Annotated in this window: 17 protein-coding genes; 10 read left to right on the forward strand and 7 right to left on the reverse strand. The window is 47.1% G+C overall.

What is annotated here, in order from left to right:
* The first annotated feature begins 85 nt into the window (after nt 1–85).
* The 7 genes from GSF01_RS23595 to GSF01_RS23625 all read left to right on the forward strand — a co-directional run bounded on the left by GSF01_RS23595 (nt 86) and on the right by GSF01_RS23625 (nt 8,204).
* Nucleotides 86–1,510: a sulfatase family protein gene (locus GSF01_RS23595; RefSeq protein WP_159887736.1), complete on the forward strand. Its 1,425-nt coding sequence runs from the start codon at nt 86–88 to the stop codon at nt 1,508–1,510.
* 16 nt (nt 1,511–1,526) lie between these two features.
* On the forward strand, nt 1,527–2,876 hold the full coding sequence (locus GSF01_RS23600; protein ID WP_159887737.1) for an ABC transporter substrate-binding protein: 1,350 nt from the start codon (nt 1,527–1,529) through the stop codon (nt 2,874–2,876).
* 76 nt (nt 2,877–2,952) lie between these two features.
* The gene (locus GSF01_RS23605) at nt 2,953–3,861 is read left to right on the forward strand and encodes a carbohydrate ABC transporter permease (protein WP_201305474.1); all 909 of its coding nucleotides are present in this window, start codon (nt 2,953–2,955) and stop codon (nt 3,859–3,861) included.
* A 3-nt stretch (nt 3,862–3,864) separates the two neighbouring features.
* Nucleotides 3,865–4,701 (forward strand): carbohydrate ABC transporter permease, encoded by an 837-nt coding sequence (locus GSF01_RS23610; RefSeq protein WP_201305475.1) that lies wholly within the window; start codon nt 3,865–3,867, stop codon nt 4,699–4,701.
* A 29-nt stretch (nt 4,702–4,730) separates the two neighbouring features.
* On the forward strand, nt 4,731–5,798 hold the full coding sequence (locus tag GSF01_RS23615; protein WP_159887738.1) for an NAD(P)-dependent alcohol dehydrogenase: 1,068 nt from the start codon (nt 4,731–4,733) through the stop codon (nt 5,796–5,798).
* Between the two features lie 39 nt (nt 5,799–5,837).
* The gene (locus tag GSF01_RS23620; protein WP_159887739.1) at nt 5,838–7,310 is read left to right on the forward strand and encodes an FGGY-family carbohydrate kinase; all 1,473 of its coding nucleotides are present in this window, start codon (nt 5,838–5,840) and stop codon (nt 7,308–7,310) included.
* Nucleotides 7,311–7,331: 21 nt separating this feature from the next.
* Complete coding sequence (locus tag GSF01_RS23625) at nt 7,332–8,204, forward strand: ROK family protein (protein WP_159887740.1); 873 nt, start codon at nt 7,332–7,334, stop codon at nt 8,202–8,204.
* Between the two features lie 97 nt (nt 8,205–8,301).
* Here the strand turns inward: GSF01_RS23625 and GSF01_RS23630 are convergent, their stop codons facing one another.
* The 4 genes from GSF01_RS23630 to GSF01_RS23645 all read right to left on the reverse strand — a co-directional run bounded on the left by GSF01_RS23630 (nt 8,302) and on the right by GSF01_RS23645 (nt 11,814).
* Nucleotides 8,302–8,946, reverse strand: coding sequence for a ThuA domain-containing protein (locus tag GSF01_RS23630; protein WP_159887741.1), 645 nt, complete (start codon nt 8,944–8,946; stop codon nt 8,302–8,304).
* 72 nt (nt 8,947–9,018) lie between these two features.
* Nucleotides 9,019–9,747, reverse strand: a complete 729-nt coding sequence (locus GSF01_RS23635) for an SDR family oxidoreductase (protein WP_159887742.1) — start codon at nt 9,745–9,747, stop codon at nt 9,019–9,021.
* A 50-nt stretch (nt 9,748–9,797) separates the two neighbouring features.
* Entirely contained in the window at nt 9,798–10,778 is a 981-nt protein-coding gene (locus tag GSF01_RS23640) for an aldo/keto reductase (RefSeq protein WP_159887743.1), read from the reverse strand.
* Nucleotides 10,779–10,914: 136 nt separating this feature from the next.
* Nucleotides 10,915–11,814, reverse strand: coding sequence for a hypothetical protein (locus GSF01_RS23645; protein ID WP_159887744.1), 900 nt, complete (start codon nt 11,812–11,814; stop codon nt 10,915–10,917).
* 244 nt (nt 11,815–12,058) lie between these two features.
* On the opposite strand from GSF01_RS23645, the gene GSF01_RS23650 reads away from it, so the two are divergent.
* The 3 genes from GSF01_RS23650 (at nt 12,059) to GSF01_RS23660 (ending at nt 14,002) form a co-directional block, all read left to right on the forward strand.
* Nucleotides 12,059–12,901 (forward strand): AraC family transcriptional regulator, encoded by an 843-nt coding sequence (locus tag GSF01_RS23650; protein ID WP_159887745.1) that lies wholly within the window; start codon nt 12,059–12,061, stop codon nt 12,899–12,901.
* A 109-nt stretch (nt 12,902–13,010) separates the two neighbouring features.
* Nucleotides 13,011–13,214 (forward strand): zinc ribbon domain-containing protein, encoded by a 204-nt coding sequence (locus GSF01_RS23655; RefSeq protein WP_159887746.1) that lies wholly within the window; start codon nt 13,011–13,013, stop codon nt 13,212–13,214.
* Nucleotides 13,215–13,294: 80 nt separating this feature from the next.
* On the forward strand, nt 13,295–14,002 hold the full coding sequence (locus GSF01_RS23660) for a DNA alkylation repair protein (RefSeq protein ID WP_159887747.1): 708 nt from the start codon (nt 13,295–13,297) through the stop codon (nt 14,000–14,002).
* 479 nt (nt 14,003–14,481) lie between these two features.
* Here GSF01_RS23660 and GSF01_RS23665 read toward each other — a convergent pair whose 3' ends face one another.
* From GSF01_RS23665 to GSF01_RS23675, 3 genes are all read right to left on the reverse strand, one after another.
* The gene (locus tag GSF01_RS23665; protein WP_159887748.1) at nt 14,482–15,054 is read right to left on the reverse strand and encodes a hypothetical protein; all 573 of its coding nucleotides are present in this window, start codon (nt 15,052–15,054) and stop codon (nt 14,482–14,484) included.
* Nucleotides 15,051–16,067, reverse strand: a complete 1,017-nt coding sequence (locus GSF01_RS23670; protein WP_159887749.1) for an alpha/beta fold hydrolase — start codon at nt 16,065–16,067, stop codon at nt 15,051–15,053. The genes GSF01_RS23665 and GSF01_RS23670 overlap by 4 nt, the downstream gene beginning before the upstream one ends.
* A 153-nt stretch (nt 16,068–16,220) precedes the next feature.
* Nucleotides 16,221–16,724, reverse strand: a complete 504-nt coding sequence (locus GSF01_RS23675; protein ID WP_159887750.1) for a DinB family protein — start codon at nt 16,722–16,724, stop codon at nt 16,221–16,223.
* Between the last annotated feature and the right edge of the window lie 177 nt (nt 16,725–16,901).

Consider the following 16,901-nt stretch of genomic DNA (forward strand, 5'->3'; position numbering starts at 1 on the left):
CTACAACTCGATTATAGAATAAAAACATTGAATTTAACATGTTAAATATGTCACAAAAAAATGGATACCCTAAGGAGGGACGGTTTTGTCAACTCAGCCGAATATTATTTTTATCATCACAGACCAACAAAGATACGAAACCATTCAAGCATTAGGTTATCCTTATATGGACACTCCTAATTTGGATCGGCTCGTGCAAGAAGGCACATCGTTTTCCAATTCATTTATTACAGCTCCATCTTGTGCGCCATCTAGAGCCAGTTTGTTCACTGGAATGTATCCGCATACAAATGGGGTTTATAAAAATGACGATCCTTGGGAACGCTCATGGGTAGAGCTGCTGGCCGATGCGGGCTATCACTGTGTCAATGTAGGGAAAATGCATACATCTCCTTACACGACTCCTATGGGTTTTCACGAACGATACGTCGTTGAGAATAAAGACCGCCAGCACCCGAATTTGCCGTTCTTTTTCGATGAATGGGATAAGGCTCTAAGAGCGAGAAATATTAAGAAGCCGGGCCGTGAATCCTACCGCGACAGAGAAGACTATCGGGAAAGTCTCGGGGTCTTCGATTGGGATCTTCCAGAAGACATGCATCCGGATAACTTCGTAGCTAACTTGGCCAAATGGTGGATAAAAGACCGTCCGAAGGTGAAAAAGCCTGTCTTCTTGCAAATCGGTTTTCCCGGACCGCATCCTCCATTTGATTCGATACCGAAATATACGGAAGCCTATATGAATAAGAAATTGCCGCTTCCTAACGTTACTGAAAAAGAAATTGCTGAACAGCCGAAAGCCCTGCAAGCGCTTCGCAAGCAGCATATGGAAGTAGACCACGATGCGGTCGTTCATCTTGATCATGCAACCCCTGAGCAGCAGCATCGCCAGCGCGCGACCTACTTTGCTAACGTTACGATGATTGATGAGCAAATCGGTGAAATTTTCAAAGCCCTTGATGAAAGCGGTTATTTGGAAAACTCGGTTGTTATCTTTACTTCCGACCATGGCGAGTCACTTGGCGATCATGGACATAGCCAAAAATGGAATATGTATGATGCCGTGACGAAGGTGCCTATGATTATGTGGGGACCTGGCCATATTCAGCAGGGTCAACAAGTGAATGATCTCGTTCAGCATATGGACTTGGGAGCAACGGTGCTGGAATTAGCGGGAATCGATCTGCCGAGAGATATGGAAGCCCGTTCCTTAGTGCCGGCGCTGCAAGGAAAAGCTATGGAAGAGAGAAGATATGTCTTTGCCGAGCACAGCAGAGATCCTATCCTGGACGCTACAGAGTTTATGACGATGATCCGGGATCATGAATGGAAGCTCGTCCATTTCGTCGATGATACGTACGGGCAGCTCTTCAATCTCCAGGAAGATCCGGAGGAACTCCATAACCTGTGGAACGATGAGCGGTACGCAAGTAAGAAGCAAGAGCTGATTGCAGCTATTTTAAGCTGGAGAATTCGCAGTGACTTAGCAACCGCAAAAGGATATAGATAAACTAGGGGGAACTAACATGACAACACGCAGAATGAAATCGACAGGTGTATTAGCGGCAGGCGTTGCACTCAGCATGATGATGACGGCTTGTGGAGGCGGGAATACAGATACTAAGACCGGTGCTTCCGGCGGCGGCGATACATCAGGAGCTACTTTGAACGTTGTCCTAGTCGATAATGTAAACAATCGCGGCATAAGCGAGCTAGCGCCTGAGTTTGAAAAGGCAACAGGAATTAAAGTAAATGTTAACGTGCTGGGTCAAGATGTAGCGGAAAAACGGATGCAGCTCGATTTTATTGGAAAGACTGGCGATCTCGATGTTGCGTACATGTCTTTCACTCTGATGCAAAAATGGGTGAAAGCAGGCTGGGTTCATCCCTTGGACGATTTCGTTAAAGCTTCTCCTGATGTGAATATCGATGATTTCGCCAAAGCGCCTATCGATAGCTTATCTATCAACGGGAAATTATGGGCTCTGCCTAGCTTTGCCGAAACCGGTTTGATGGCTTACAGAACTGACATCTTCGAAAAAAACGGCATCACGGCGCCCCCGGATACTTGGGATCAGCTTAAAGAAGTAGCGCAAAAGATTCACAGTAAGGAAACCTCAGCCGTTGCGCTGCGAGCCAAACGTGGACAAGGAATCAACATGTTCATCTTCCCGTCCATGATGTGGGGCTTCGGCGGCTCTTATTTCAAAGATTATCCCAATGATATGACGCCTGTTCTTGATCGAACTGAGAACGTGAAGGCATTGGAATATTATATGGATTTAGTGAAGAACTATTCCCCGTCTGGAGCAGGAAACTATAGCTTCGCAGAAGTGATCTCGGCTTACCAGCAAGGGAATGCAGCTATTACGGTAGATGGTACGTCCATTATTACGCAATTGTTCGAAGAAGGGAAAAGCAAGTATGCCGCCCAGACGAAGGTAGCTCTAGTTCCTCAAGGTCCTAGCGGACGTTCGCCGATGATTGCCGTTCATGGTCTTGCCATTTCCGAATCTTCGAAAAATAAAGAAGCGGCCTTTAAATTCATTAAGTGGGCAACAAGCGCAGACATCCAGAAGCGAATAGCCCTTAAAGATTATAACCTAGACTTTACCCGGGTTTCTGTTTCTGAAGATCCTGACATCAAGAAAAAATACAATTTCGATAACGGAAACTTAATTAAATTAAGAACCGAATCCTTGAATATTGCCCGCCCGGATTATAGACCTCTGATTCCAGAGTGGGCCGAAATCGGCGATCTCATTGCTGCTCAAGTCAATGGAGCCGTCAACGGAGGCGTAGGTGCAGAAGCTGCACTGAAGGAAGCGAACAAGCAAGTAACAGAAGTTATTAAGAATGCAGGCTATATAAAATAATAGAACGGAATCAACAGGGATATTCTAATCATTAGAATATCCCGGCTTTACTAATTTGTTTACAAGGGGTAAGCCTATGCAAAACGTAGAAAGTTACCAACGGATTAAGAAACGCAGGGATATGAAAAGTTTAACCTACTTCCTGATGTTACTACCCGCGATTATATGTGTGATTGTAACCGCCCTTGTTCCCATGCTCGGGATGATGGGCATTTCATTTATGAACTGGGATTTAACTTCATCCATCCCTCCCAAGTTTAATGGACTTGATAATTTTATAACGATGTTTAAAGATGCAAGGTTTCTGAATAGTATGAAGGTCCAGGTCATACTCAGTGTATTTATATTGCTGGCTCAGCTGTTGTTAGGCTTGGTCGCAGCGATCGCATTAAACAATGCTTCCGGTAAGCTCAAATGGGTTCGCGGTATTGTCATGGCTCCATTTATGATACCGGCCGTCGTGGTTGGTCTCATTTGGTTAACCATATTCACTCCGACACTTAGTCCCATCAACAGTATTCTTGAGGCAATCGGACTTCCAAGCCCTAGCTGGCTGGCCACTCCTGGCCTAAGTCTTACTTCCATAGTCATCGCAGATACATGGAATAACCTCCCGTTCGTTATGCTGATCTTGCTGGCCAGCTTACAAGGGATTCCAAAAGATTTGTATGAAGCTGCTGAAGTCGATGGCGCCACCACCTGGAAAGCGACTTTATTTATTACTTTACCCGCACTGAAACCAGCTCTCGTCTTAGTCGGTCTGATTCGATTCATCGAAAGCTTGAAATCGTTTCCGCTTATCTATATTATGACCGGCGGAGGACCCGGTACGGCGACAGAAGTAACGAATTTTTATGCCTTTATTCAAGGCTTTCAATATTCAAAAATAGGATATGCCAGCTCATTAGCATTTTTACTCTTTCTGATAACAGTCGTAATCAGTTTTATTACGATTTATTTGGACAGAGGGTCAGAGGAGGAATAGCACGTGCAAACATCCATGTCAGCTAATAAAAGAGGATTAAGCATACTGCGAGGAATCGTATTATTTTTCTTAGTTCTCTTTTGCTTGTTTCCTCTCGTTTGGATGGCTTTTTTGGCGTTCCGCACGCCGGACGCTATGTTTGAGCCATTTTGGAGAAATTTAAGCTCGTTTTCGACCGAAACCTTCGTCAGCACCCTTCAATCGGGGTTTACCAAGTCCATCTGGAATAGCTTCCTTGCTGCAAGCATCTCGATGATCGTGGCTATGGTCATCGGAACCCCTGCGGCATTTGCTTTAGCCAAATGGTCTATCAAAAGGAAATATATCTGGAAATGGGTTATCCAATTATTAAGAATGGCGCCGCCTGTTGGATTCGCGATTCCGCTTTTTTTGGCTTATATCAACTTGGGTATGATCGATACGTTACCAGGTCTGATTCTTTCCTATGTAACCTTTACAGTACCGCTTGTGATTTGGCTCATGTGGATGTTTTTCTCGCAAATTCCGAATGAGCTGATGGAAGCGGCCTGGATGGATGGAAGCAGCATATGGCGTTCGTTTCTGACCATCGCATTACCGCTATCCACGCCGGGCTTGGTTGCCGCTGGTATTTTATCGTTTATTTTCTCATGGAATGACTTCTTCTTCGCGCTGATCCTAACAAGGGCTAATACCTCTACAGGGCCGGTCGCCGTCATGAACTTCCTTACCGAATCAAGCTACAATTGGGGTGGAATTGCTTCCGCCGGACTTATTCTTTCCTTACCGACGCTGCCCGTTATTTTCTTCATGAGCAAATATATTGTACAAGGTCTAACTAGCGGTGCAGTTAAAGGCTAATCCTACAAACATACATGGAGTGGAGATCTATGAAATCTATACCGAATTTACCGAGCACGATGACAGCTGCAGTTATGCATAAACCCTATGATATTCAATTGGAGCAAGTACCCGTTCCCGAAGTGGCCAGCAACGAAGTGCTTGTCAAAGTGATGGCCGTAGGCATTTGCGGCTCGGACCTGCATTATTATGAACATGGACGAATCGGACGCTATGTCGTAGAAAAGCCATTGATCCTTGGGCATGAATGCTCGGGTATCGTCGTTGCCATGGGCGACCAAGTATCCCGTTTTCAACTAAATGACCGCGTAGCCGTAGAGCCAGGAGTTACTTGCGGTACTTGTGAAATGTGTAAAGCCGGACGCTATAACCTTTGTCCTGATGTTGTCTTCCTGGCAACTCCTCCTGTAGACGGAGCCTTCGTACAATATATTAAAATTCGCGAGGACTTCCTGTTCCCGATTCCAGACGAGCTCTCTTTCGAAGAAGCGGCACTTAACGAGCCGTTCTCGGTCGGCATTCATGCTGCCAAGCGCGCATCGTTACAGCCTGGCTCATCTGTGGTCATCATGGGAATGGGCCCAGTCGGGTTGATGGCAGTTGTCGCCGCTAAAGCGTTCGGCGCTCGTCAAATTATTGTTTCCGATCTTGAGCCGATCCGTCTGCAAGCTGCGTTGAAGCTGGGTGCAACCCATGCTATTAATATTAGGGAAGAAGACCCCGTTGCCGCTGTAAAAAAAATCACCGGACAAGTTGGCGTCGATGTCAGCTTCGAAACAGCCGGTAATCCGAAGGCTTTGCAATCGGCTTTGGCCGCCACTCGCAGAGGTGGAAAGCTGGTCATCGTAGGACTTCCTCCTCAGGATGAAATTCCATTGAACGTGCCTTTTATTGCGGATAACGAGATTGATATATATGGGGTATTCCGCTATGCTAATACGTATCCGCAAGGGATTCAATTTTTGGCATCGGGCATTTCTGATGTGAAGGCGCTGATTACAGACCGGTATCCGTTATCACAGACGAAAGAAGCGATGGAACGTGCGCGTACAAACAAAAGCGGAAGCTTGAAGGTCGTCGTATATCCGAATGACTAATTGGCAGTACGGGATACATTTCATGGATGGTGAACGGCAGTGAAGAAGAAAGAGTCGCTATATATCGGAATTGATATCAGTTCGACGCATATCAAAGTAGCCGCGTATGACAATTATGGAAATCTGAAGGAAGTTGCCAGCACGCCGACGCCTGTTCATATGACCAAAAGCGGAGGCACGTATCATCTTGCCGATGAGTTAAGGGAAAAAACGTTCAATACGATCCAGGCCTGTATGGAGCGGGTACAGGGCCATAAGATTAAAGCCATCGGGATAAGCAGTGTTGCGGAATCAGGGGTGCTGCTGGACGAAGACGGCGAATCGTTAGGTCCGATCATGGCCTGGTACGATCAACGTCCGAATATATATTTGAATCATGTACGGGAACAGGTGCCTACTTTGGATTTTTATCGAAAAACCGGCCTGTTTCCCGAAACGACCAAAAGTCTCTTGAAGTTTCTCTGGATGAAAGACAATATGCCGGACGTATGGAAGAAAAGCAAATCTTGGCTGCACATTGCGGAATACATCGTATTTTGCCTAACAGGGGAGATGAAGTCGGAGTATTCTCTCGCGAGTCGATCTATGGTGTTCAATATTACAAAACGTCAATGGGACGATGATTTGCTCCTCGAGTTCGACATCAAAAAAGAATTGCTTCAGGAGACTGTGCAAGCGGGAACTGTCCATGGCTATGTATTAAAAGCAGCGAGCGAATATACGAAAATACCTGAAGGAACGCCGGTCACAATAGCCGGTCATCACCCTGTCGTAGGAGCTTTCGGAATTGGAGCCATGCTGGACGGGGATGTAACCGATGTAAGCGACATGATGGAAACGCTCATTATTACGATGCCATTTCAAAATATGGATAACTTTCAAGATGCTCAAGTATTTACGGTAGGCTGTCACGTTGTTCCCGGCCATCATTATGCTTTGTTAGATGTCGGGACGACAGGAGGAATTGTGGAATGGTTCCTCACCATTACGGGGTGGGACTATCCGAAGCTGCTGACGGTTCTTGCTAAGGCCAATGGGGTGAATAAAAATCTTGGCTTTTACCCTACCTCATTGGGCGACAGCCCGGCAGATAATCATGTGCAGACGGCGTGGTTCGGGGGTCAGTTAACGAACAGCTATCCGGACCAAATGGCCTCTTCGATCATACAAGGGTTAAGCTGCTGGTTCCGAAATAAAATCGAGCAATTGCATCAATTAAATATTCCGATTAAAAGGTTGATGGTTGCGGGTGAAGCGACTAAAAATCCATACTGGATGCAGGTCAAGGCAGATTTGCTGAACCGCCCGCTCCACATTTGCCGCAAATGGGAAGGAAGTTCAAGAGGCGCGGCTATATTAGCAGCCAAGTCCATTGATGAAATGGATGAATTCTCGATTCCTCCATCCCTAACCGTCATGCCCAATGCGGCGAAAAGCAGTGAAATGGAAGACTTTTATGTAAACAGCTATCTCAAAAATATTGAAATGGTTAAGAAAATGCTAACTCCTTAGCATACGGCTGGAGATGATACTATGCGAATTGGCGCCATAGAGGCAGGGGGAACAAAATTCATTTGCGGAGTAGGCAATGAGCATGGGGAAATAACGGACAAGATCAGTTTCCCGACAGAGACCCCCGAAACAACGGTACAGAGGGCCATCGACTACTTTCGAGATAAACGAGTGGAAGCGATTGGGATCGGTTCCTTCGGTCCCATCGATATAGACCGTGATAGCTCCCGTTATGGCTATGTAACCACTACGCCTAAGCCTGGTTGGTCTAACTTCAACTTCCTGGGCGCGATGAAGGAAGCTTACGACGTACCTTACGGGTGGGACACAGATGTCAATGCGGCCGCCTTTGGCGAGGCTGCTTGGGGAGCCGCCAAGGGACTGGACAGCTGCGCCTATTTTACAATTGGAACGGGAATTGGATTGGGCGTTTTTGCAGAGGGAGCGTTAATTCACGGGCTCGTACATCCTGAAGGCGGGCATGTATATGTAAGACGTCATGCGGAGGATACCTTTGAGGGGGCCTGTCCCTTCCATGGCGATTGTCTCGAAGGGCTGGCCGCAGGGCCGGCGATCGAGAAAAGATGGAGGACAAAAGGGCAGGAGCTGGCTCCCGACCATCCTGCTTGGAGGATCGAGGCTCACTATATCGGTCAAGCCGTAGTCAACACCATTCTTATGCTATCGCCAAAAAAAGTAATCTTGGGCGGCGGCGTTATGAAACAAGCGCATCTCTTTCCTATGGTACGCCAGGAAGTGCAAAAAGGTCTGAACGGTTATGTGAAGACGGAAGCCCTTCTTACCGACATCGATCATTATATCGTACCTCCAGGGCTGGGAGATAACGCCGGTTTGTGTGGCGCCTTAGCGCTTGGCTTGGCCGCGATGAAATAATTACTTTAGGATGACCAGATAGCATGACGCTGTCTGGTCATTTGCGTGACGTTACGATGATCCGCACCATAAGTAGGGCGAAATTGAGTTTAAAGGCTTAGCCTTCTTTATGCCGCCCGCCCGCAGCCCACTTGGCGCTATGAAGGATCCAACGGCCGAATTCCTCATGAAGAAAGGAAGGGAGATGATGCCCGGGAGCTAAGAAAACCACTCGTCCCATTCCATAGGGCCTGGTCCATGCAGCCGGCCAATCCTGCTCCTCATGGCGATAGGTGAGCAGAATCTCCACTTCTGCAAAAGGATCCAACTCGAAGCGATAAGGCTCTTCATCCATAACGAATCCCTTCAAGCCATCCATCAGCGGGTGCTCGATAGCGGTTACCTGAAAAGGAAGGGAGGTATAGGCGGGATGCCCTGTAAACTTGGCCCCGATTAGTTGGCATAGCTCAGGGCTCGCCTGCATGGAAATGCCGTTATGAATGACGAGCAAGCCTCCCCCGTTAGCAACAAATTGCAGGACACCTGCAGCCTCTTCCGCGGCAAGGGCCTGCTTCCAGTTGTCCCTGTACGAAATGAGCAAGTCATACTGGTTGATCGAAGCCTGCTTTAATTTCGTTGTATCGTCTGTGGCATTCACCTGTACGGAGTCCCGTAGTATCTCAATCAGCCGCTCCTGAATGGCGTTCAGCGGGTGATAAGGTGCGTCGTGGTTATTTCCTATAAGTAGAGCATGAATGGCCATCTTAATCGGACCTCCCCTTTTATGGTGATTGAAGCGTGCCTTTTATCGGCCGGTGCTTGCAGCTAAGCAGCTCTACCAAGGCAGCGTGTTGCCTGCATAATCGATAAGCTCCAGCTTGTCGCCAGAATAATCCGGACGCAAGCGATTTTCCACAAGCCCGAGAATGTGTTCAGCTGATTCTAAGGGGGTTAAGGCCCCCGCAGTATCCAGCTTCCCTTGCATATAGGTCTGCACATGGCCCGGGTGAATCACCATGACCTTACCGCCTTGTCCGGCAATCTGATTATGAATCAGCTGGGACTGCATATTGAGGGCTGCCTTGGACATGCAGTAGGCGTACCAGCCCGTGCGCCAGCAGCTTCCGATGCTGCCTGCCTCCGAGGATATATTCACAATTAGCTTGCTGTCGCTGCGCATTATGGATTCGATTAATCCGTTGGACATTCTTAAGGAACCAAGCGTATTAACCTTGAACACACGCTCCATCTCTTCGAAATTCAGGTCATCCTGAATAGATGCCTTAATATCTCCCAGAATAGCACCGTTATTTATCAGCATATCCAGCCGGTCCGTAACTGCGTCTACTGCTTCTACCGCAGAGCTTACGCTAGCTTCATCGCTTATATCCAAGGGAAGCAGGCGTAGACGCTCCCCGCTCAATTCGCTAAGCTGCTCCAGCTCTCCGTTATTCGGGATGAACTGTCCGGCGAATACGTGATAGCCCCGCGCGATCAGCACCTTAACCAAACCAAGCCCTACTCCCCGGTCAGCGCCGGTTACTAATGCCCATTTATTCTGCAACGAGTTCGCCTCCTATGTATCCTGCCATGAATGCTTACGCAAGCATGCACTTACCAAGCGTATGCTTCAGGCGCCGCTCCGCCTGGGCCCGGGAAGATTCGGTCCAGCTCCTGGAGAACGGCCTGATCCAGCTTAATCTCAACAGCCCGCAGCGTGTCTTGAAGCTGCTCCACTGTCCGCGGCCCGATAATAGGGGCGGTAATCGCAGGGTTCGCCAGCATCCAAGCCAGTGCTACGTTGGATTGTTTTTCCCCCAGCTCTTCACATAGGGAGGCGAAGGCTTCAAGCTTCGGACGATAGCGTTCGATTTTCTCTGCCATCTTGCCCGTTCTTGCTCCTTTATCGGCTTGCAGCGCGCGTCCACCAAGCAGGCCGCCAGCCAATGGACTCCAAACCACTACGCCTAAGCCCAAATCCTGAGCTGCGGGGAGCACCTCAAGCTCAGCATTCCGATTCACCAGATTGTAGATATGCTGCTCGCTCACAAGTCCGAGGAAGTGACGCTCCTTAGCAGCTGCTTGAGCCTTCACCAGATGCCAACCGGCAAAATTGCTAGACCCAATATAATCTACCTTACCTTGGTTTACTACCGCTTCGAAGGCTCCCCACAGTTCTTCCCAAGGTGTTCGACGATCGATATGATGCATCTGATACAGCTCGATATGATCGGTTTGCAGCCGGCGCAGTGAGTTCTCCAAGTGGCGGCGAATCTTGTAGAGGGATAATCCGGGATCATCATTGGGTCCATCCATAGGATTGTGCAGCTTCTCATATACCTTCGTCGCCAGCACAACCCGCTCCCGGCGATTGCCGCCCTGGGCGAACCAATTGCCGATGATCGTTTCGGTTGCGCCAGAGTTTTGGCCCCATCCATAGATGTCCGCCGTATCAAAAAAGGTGATTCCCGCCTCTAAGGCCGCATCCATAATCTTGAATGCTTCCTCTTGATTCGTGTCCACCCCAAAATTCATAGTGCCCAGGCAAAGCCTGCTAACCTTAAGTCCTGATCTTCCAAGGAATGTATACTGCATATTAAGTACCACCTTCTATGAGAATAATCGCCTTGCGGCGTTTTACAACCGTGTATTTGCCAATGCCCGAACCATTACAATCCTGAACTAAAAAATAAGCCGGATCCTGTTCTTCATGCCATCTCATGCTATCCATTCAAATAAACGGCCTGCGATCTAATACCTTCCTCAGCTGTCTATCCGATTCGACCTGTTCAGGGAGAGAGGATTGCACAATCGCCAGCGCACATACCGCACCGCACAAGGTATGTAGATCCTCGTAGACCTCCTCATCCGGTCCCTCTGCCATTCGTGCGACGAATTGAAGGAATTGCTCGCCGATGTCTTTTACCATAGCCTTACATTCCTTCCCCCGATGCTCCGTTTGGTTCATGACACTGAGGAAGCTGTACAGCCAATCTAACTCATAGAAGGAAAAGCTCTCTGTCGAAAGTGGAAGCTGACCCTCTCCATACAATCCCAAACAGGTATCCACCAGCTTCTCCGGATAACGAATCCTCTTCTTCCGATAATCCAGATTGAATAGATAGTGGAACGATCCCGCTAAGTGGTGAAAAAGTGGCACTCCCCTAACGACAGCAGCCTCTCCCGTAATCGCACCTTTTCTCCATAGACCGGTTTCAGGGTCCGCCTGCTCCCATAGCCAATTGAAGTACCATTTCTCCCACTCTGCATTCACGGAGTCGCTTAGTACGAGGGATGCATAGATCCCCGCTCCCTTCTGAGACTCGCTCCACGGCTGATCCTGCCAGTTAAGCGTCTCCATGAAGCTAATCAGCTCATCACGTCGCTTCAAATGATGGAGCCCTGTGATCGGATATAGCGGCTTAGCATCCAACAGCTCCAACGTAGATACGACAAAAGCCGTACCATGAATGGCATGATGTCCTGCTCCCGGAAACAAGCCGCTAGCTTCATCTTGAAAGCTCTGCAGCGTCTTCACCCAGTCCTGACGCTCTTGCCCGACTTCTGGCAGCTCGCCTAAGGTGTATAAGATAATCGCAGCATCTGCTGTCCCGTACAAGTCTGCTGACATCGGATCACTTAGCCTCCGGCGATAACCGCCCATTCTTCCCGTTCGATGGGCTTCCAACGAAAGCTTTACCTTGTGGATAAAAGAATTTATATTCACCATTGGACGTTACCCTCACTTAACTTAAAGTCCATTATGCTTCTGATTATATAGATGCGAGCGCTCTATATACATAGCTGGATAACTTGAGTTCATGGTATAATGTCACCAAAAATGAGCAAAGCTTCTAATGGACAGGAGACAGGCTATGACCATCCATCAATATGAGTTTCAGACATTTCCTCATAGTACGAATATGGATGTAAAGCTTTATTATTGCGGAACGGAACAATGTGCTCGTGGACATACGGTGGGGCCGATGGTTCGTGAATATTATAAAATTCACTACATTCATAGCGGCAAAGGGGTATTGTGTACAGGGGGCAAGACCTATTGTCTAAGCAGCGGCCAGGGTTTTTTGGTTAGACCCGACATGCTTACCTATTATCGAGCAGATGAGGAAGATCCATGGACGTATTCCTGGGTGGCCTTTAATGGCTTGCAGGTGGAATATTATCTCAAGCGCTCCCATCTGTCTCAGGAGCAGCCTGTTTTCGAGACGGATCAGGACGAGTTCATTCAAAACTGCTTCATGGACATGTTCAAGGCTACCGAGCAAGGGCTGAACAAGGAGCTTAGGCTGCTGGGGGCTTTCTATTCCTTCTTATCCGTCATCCTGAATGCAGATTCCGCAATCAAAGCGACGGACAATGTTCGAGGGCAATATGTGGAGCAGGCCATGGCAATCATCGAACAAAATTACGCGAACAACCTGCAAATCGAGCAATTAGCAAGCAAGCTGAAGCTAAACCGCAAGTATTTGTCCAAAATCTTCAAGGATACCGTAGGTGTCACCCCTCAGCAGTATTCCTTGCAATATCGCATGAATAGAGCCTGTGAGCTGCTCAAAAATCCACTGCTGTCCATAAGCGAGGTATCCTCAAGCATCGGTTACAAGGACCCTCTCTTGTTCTCCCGCATGTTCAAGCGAATCATGGCCGTCTCACCAAGCCAATACCGGAAGGATCTGAAGGAAACGACCGGGGCTTAAAGCTCGAAGAGACTCCACCACAGCTGCCGGATTTAATAACCAACACCGAAACCTTCCAAGCCTTGGAAACGTACTAGGGAATAACATATATGTAGGGAGTGGTGGATGTATGAGTGAAAAGGGATGTATAAAATGCGGAAGCAAAGATGCAAGGACGAAAGAAGTGGCCATGACGGGCACGGGGCTTTCAAAAATGTTCGATATTCAACATAATCAATTTGTAGTCGTATACTGCGCAAATTGTGGGTATTCTGAATTTTATAATAAAAAATCATCGACGGGTTCGAACATTCTTGATCTCTTTTTCGGTTGATTAGATATATCCAAGAATGGACAATATGGAATCAAATCAGAACATTGGAGAATGATACCATAAAAGAGGAAGTGCTCACAATGAATCTTGAAACCGTCATGCAAGAGCTTGAAGCTCTCGGTAAAGAACGCACCAAGAAGATATACCTATCCAATGGCGCGCACGAACCGCTTTTTGGCGTGGCTACAGGCCAGATGAAGCCGCTCTTCAGGAAAATAAAACTCAATCAGCCATTAGCCGAGCAGCTCTATGCTACAGGGAATTACGATGCGATGTACTTTGCCGGGGTGATCGCAGACCCTAAAGCAATGACGGAGGCGGATTTTGAGCGGTGGATGGATGGAGCTTATTTTTATATGCTATCGGATTATGTGGTTGCCGTAACGTTGGCAGAAACGGATATTGCGCAGGAAGTGGCGGATAAATGGATAGCAAGCGATAAGGAACTGAAAATGTCGGCAGGCTGGAGCTGTTACTGCTGGTTGCTTGGCAATCGTCCGGACCATGAATTTTCCGAAGGGAAAATCGCCGATATGTTGGAGCAGGTAAAAAATACGATTCATGAGGCCCCCGAACGCACGAAATACGCGATGAACACTTTCATTTACACGGTGGCGGTTTCCTATATGCCGCTCCATGACAAGGCGGTCCAGATCGCGAAGGAAGCAGGACCGGTAGAAGTCAATCGCGGTACACCAAAAAGCAAGTTCTTGAATGCTTCCGTTACTATTCAAAAGGCGGTAGATAAAGGGCAACTCGGCTTCAAACGCAAGTATGTAAGGTGTTAGTGAACATGTGAAATAAAAAACGCGCCGGCCAACGCTAGAAGCATTGGCCCGGCTGAGTTTTTCAGTGTGCATCGGTTGTTGTTACCTTGGTTACGATTAGCGTTTCCTCAAAAATATAATGGCACTATTAACTAAAGTGCTTATTATGAAAGCGAACAAATAAATGATCAAGAAGATAAGTATATTTAATGCATCGGTGTAGACTAGAAAGGAAACTAGAGATGCAAGCAAAAATAAACTAAATCCCACTCCAATGGATTGTAGGAATAATACTTTTCGATTCTTGAATTTCTTACCTCTTATAACCACAAATGATATAGAAACAACCAACGCAATGAATAACATAGTGAAATTTACGATAGCTTCCAGATCGATTAGAAACACCCCCTGTGATATATTTCCTAATTATAACATATTTTTTAGTCCGATCAACCTATTTTCGAGCCAGAAATGATAGGTAATTTGTCATGGGAAGCAAGTTATCGTAAGAATGGCCTGAAAAAATTGTAGATAGGATTGCCCTCTACAAAGTCCGGTGCTCCGGGATTGCTTTGATCAATCGGATGGGTAAACCACCAAATCACTCCTATAAACAGTACGATAGCAATTAGCGGCAACACGAGCGCACCTTGAGTAACTGTACCTTTGACCTGTCTGTCATACTGTACATAAAGAATAATGGTAATGACAAATAGCAGCCCACCTGCGGCTATTTCAAAGAGGGAACCGATATCATTAGGCGGCTCTCCAATCGTTATGGTGTTTGAAAGAATTTCCCCGAAAGTATATGCCCACTGGCATATAATTAACCCCAAAACGGATATGTTTTTTAATCTCCCTATCCCTAGCTTTTCCCATAAAACAATGACGAATAGCTGCACAAGAAGTATACAAGTTAGTGTGAGACCGGCAATCATAGGGTCTACCCAATCGGTTAACGGCATTCGCCCGTCCTGGGCTCTAATGGGTAGATAACCTAGCAGTGCGCCTACAAAAGGAAGTCCCAATAGTAACGAACGCACTAAATTAATGTATAAAGCCTCTTTCTTCATAATAGATTCGCTCCTATCTTATGGGATTCAGCAAGAGTTCGACCTTTACGTTCCTGTACTTGTTCAACTACGTGATGGATGGCTTCCCTAACATATTTGGGTCGTGGCATCTGCAGACTGTGTCCCTTGCGATCACTAGTCTTATGGATATGGTTGGTTGACCGGGAGGACAGTTCTTTCTGCATTTCCGTCCACTGGACACCGAAGCCTGGGTTGTTTACAACAGCGATCGGAAGGTCGCCAAACTGAGGCTTTTTCGTACTGTTATTCAATTGATCCGCCGCTACCTCCAGGTGTGCCCATGCACATCTGAATTCCGCTTCAGCTGTCTTACCGGCCATTATCCTGTAAACCATTGCTTTCCATTGCATGTATTCTTCGGCACTAAGCTGCTGTTTGTAATAGGAATGTTCATTACTGTACATCGGAATAAGGCCCAGAATGTTACCAAGGAATCGTGGAATACCGAATGAAGACATCAGCCTTAGTAGCCTCAGCATAAAGCCGACGACGGCAAAACCCCGCTTGAACTTGACATCATCCTTGAGAAATTCATGCGTCGAATCTAAGAATACTAAGCCGGCCACCTGCTCAGGATATTTCAAAGCATAGAGTCGGGCAATGAGTCCCCCTAAGGAATGACCCACAAGTACATAGGGTCCGGGGGCTCCGGTCTTATCCAGCAGGGTGTTTAGTTCTTTGATGGTATGGTCGGGAGTTGGCTCGGGACCGGAATCACTAGAACCCATACCTGCACGGTCATAGGTAATAACTCTAGTAAACTTAAATAATTCTTGGCGAATATGTATCCATGAATAAGAGCTATCGCCCGCGCCATGAATGAGGACGACCGTTGGGCTGCCCTGACCAGTATCCGTTAGGTGGAGACGATAACCGCCAATATCCATCATGTCACCGGCAGGGGGTCTTCTCGCATCTTTGCGCCGTGCAGCTTGTTCGTATACGAATCCTAGTGAAAGTAAACCTACCAATACTGCCAATCCAATTAACATGTTCCCCCCAACTTCCTCCTATGGTGTCGCTTTAAATGAGTAAATTTCTTTTTAAATTATAACAACCAAAAGTTCCACCCACAATCGGGGTGGTGCATGGCCCCCTTGTGAGTGGAACGTTCGGCTTTTTTATTATGTTGGAATGTGATTAAGCTACATTTTCGGCGCTTCCATACCAAAGTTAGCCCATTCTTCTTTGGACGGGCCATAAATACCTGGCACGGGTAGTCCTGCTTGTCGCATAAGAACCGTCATTTGTCCGCGATGGTGGCTCTGATGCAGAATCAAAAACATCATAAGAGCTCCATTGGGCATGCTTTGACCTAAAAAGTCTATACATTCTTCTAAGGTGCTATCGCTCCATTGAGTTTTTAAAGCCTGAACAAATGCATCACTGGCTTGATGATAGCTGTCTGCTATAAACTGAGCCGAAGCAGGAGCGGGCCAATCTTCAGCCGGGGCTTCAAACGTTAAATTTGTATTGGAGGTAATTATGCGAATGGCTGCTACGGTGTGCCAAGCGGTACGTCCTAAGGTCCAATTCTGCGGAGAGATTTCCTGCGTAAGTGACTCATCCGTTAGATGATTGAGTAGTCTCTGTGTTGCCCCGGCCTCGTACTCCCAGGATTTCAACAAATGGTCTAAGGTTTGGAACATAGTAATCCTCCCTAAGCGTTTTATATAACAATTTCGCTAAACCCTTGGATTATCCTTCCAAATTATTAATGAAAATACGAGTATCTGTAGCGACACAAAAACTCCGATTTCTGACGAGGCACTAGCTTGGTATACGAGATGAAGCTCATGTCTATAATCATTAATAAATCATTCCCA

The organism is Paenibacillus puerhi, assembly GCF_009846885.1.
Taxonomy (GTDB): domain Bacteria; phylum Bacillota; class Bacilli; order Paenibacillales; family NBRC-103111; genus Paenibacillus_G; species Paenibacillus_G puerhi.